The organism is Caballeronia udeis (assembly GCF_001544555.2).
GTDB lineage: Bacteria > Pseudomonadota > Gammaproteobacteria > Burkholderiales > Burkholderiaceae > Caballeronia > Caballeronia udeis.
The window spans coordinates 1-2,241 of the sequence record NZ_FCOK02000176.1 but is presented as its reverse complement, the minus strand read 5'-3'; the positions used below and the strand labels follow the sequence as shown (position 1 = coordinate 2,241).

Here is a 2,241-nt window from a genome sequence, read left to right as displayed (position 1 = left end):
CGCCAAAGCCAAACTCCGCGAAGCCGCGCTCGATTACCACGAGTTTCCCACCCCCGGCAAAATCGCGATTGCCCCCACCAAGCAGATGATCAACCAGCGCGATCTCGCGCTGGCGTATTCGCCGGGCGTGGCTTTCGCGTGCGAGGAAATCGTCGCCAATCCGCTGAATGCCGCGCGTTTTACCGCGCGCAGCAACCTGGTCGGCGTCGTGACAAACGGCACCGCGGTGCTCGGGCTCGGCAATATCGGCCCGCTCGCGTCGAAGCCGGTCATGGAAGGCAAGGCGGTGCTGTTCAAGAAGTTTGCCGGTATCGACGTGTTCGACATCGAGCTGAACGAAATGGACCCGCTGAAGCTCGTGGACGTGATCGCGGCGCTTGAACCCACGTTCGGCGGCATCAACCTGGAAGACATCAAGGCGCCGGATTGCTTCATCGTCGAGCGGGAATGCCGCAAGCGGATGAAGATCCCGGTGTTCCACGACGACCAGCATGGCACGGCTATCGTGGTCGCGGCTGCCATCACCAACGGCCTGGTCGTGGTCGGCAAGAAGATTGAAGAAGTGAAGCTGGTCGCCTCGGGTGCGGGCGCGGCAGCCCTGGCCTGTCTGGACCTGCTGGTTGAACTCGGCATGAAGCTGGAAAACATCTTCGTGACGGATCTGGCCGGCGTGGTCTACAAGGGCCGCGTGGAACTGATGGACCCGGACAAGGAACGGTTTGCGCGCGAAACCTCGGCGCGTACGCTGGCCGACGTGATGGAAGGCGCCGACGTATTTCTGGGCCTGTCCGCCGGCGGCGTGCTGAAGCAGGAGATGGTCAAGGGCATGGCGCAAAAGCCGCTGATTCTCGCGCTTGCCAACCCGACACCGGAAATCCTGCCGGAACTCGCGCTGGAAGTTCGCCCGGATGCCGTGCTTGCTACAGGCCGCACGGACTACCCGAATCAGGTCAACAACGTCCTGTGTTTCCCGTTCATTTTCCGTGGTGCGCTGGATGCCGGCGCGAGCACGATCACGCGCGAGATGGAAATAGCCGCGGTGAACGCGATCGCGGAGCTGGCGCGGCAGGAACAAAGCGATATCGTGGCAACGGCTTACGGCATCCAGGACCTGTCGTTTGGTCCCGAGTACCTGATTCCGAAACCGTTCGACCCGCGCCTGATCGTGAAGATCGCACCGGCCGTGGCCAAGGCCGCCATGGAGTCGGGCGTGGCCACGCGTCCTATTGAAGACATGGACGCGTACGAACAGCATCTGCAGCAGTTCGTCTATCACAGCGGCACGACCATGAAACCTGTGTTCCAGCTCGCGCGTAGCGTGGAGCCGGACAAGAAGCGCATTGTGTTCGCCGAAGGTGAAGAAGAGCGCGTGCTGCGCGCGGTCCAGATCGCGGTGGACGAGAAGATCGCCAAGCCGATCCTGATCGGACGCCCGGCCGTGATCGCCCAGCGCATCACGAAGTACGGCTTGCGTTTGACGGCGGGCGTGGACTTCACGGTGGTGGATACGGATCACGACGAGCGGTACCGCGACTTCTGGCAGACGTATCACACCATGATGGCGCGCAAGGGCATCAGCGAGCAGATGGCGAAGCTGGAGATGCGCCGCCGCACCACGTTGATCGGCGCGATGCTGGTCAAGAAGGGCGAAGCGGACGGCATGATCTGCGGCACGATCAGCACGACGCATCGCCACCTGCATTTCGTCGATCAGGTGATCGGCAAGAAGGAAGGCTGCAGCGTCTACGCGGCAATGAATGCGCTGGTGCTGCCGGGCCGGCAGATCTTCATTGTCGACACGCACGTGAACGTGGACCCGACCCCGGAGCAACTCTGCGAGATCACGATCATGGCGGCGGAAGAAGTGCGCCGCTTCGGCATCGCGCCGAAGATCGCGCTGCTATCGCATTCGAACTTCGGCACGAGCAACGCGCCGACGGCGATCAAGATGCGCGACACGCTGGCGTTGCTGCGCGAGCGTGCGCCGGATCTGGACGTGGACGGCGAAATGCACGGTGACGTGGCGCTGGACGCCAATCTGCGCCGCGAAGTCCTGCCGGAATCAACGCTGGTAGGCGACGCGAATTTGCTCGTACTGCCGAACATTGACGCCGCGAATATTTCGTACAACCTGCTGAAGACGGCCGCCGGCAATAACATTGCCATTGGCCCGATCCTGCTGGGCGCGGCCCAGCCGGTGCATGTGCTGACGGCGTCGGCTACGGTGCGCCGGATCGTCAA

1 protein-coding gene is annotated in these 2,241 nt (G+C 62.7%); it reads left to right on the top strand.

Going from position 1 to position 2,241, the window contains the following annotated elements:
* Positions 1–2,241: NADP-dependent malic enzyme (locus tag AWB69_RS44985; protein ID WP_062093202.1), on the top strand; the 2,241-nt coding region annotated here is incomplete at both ends.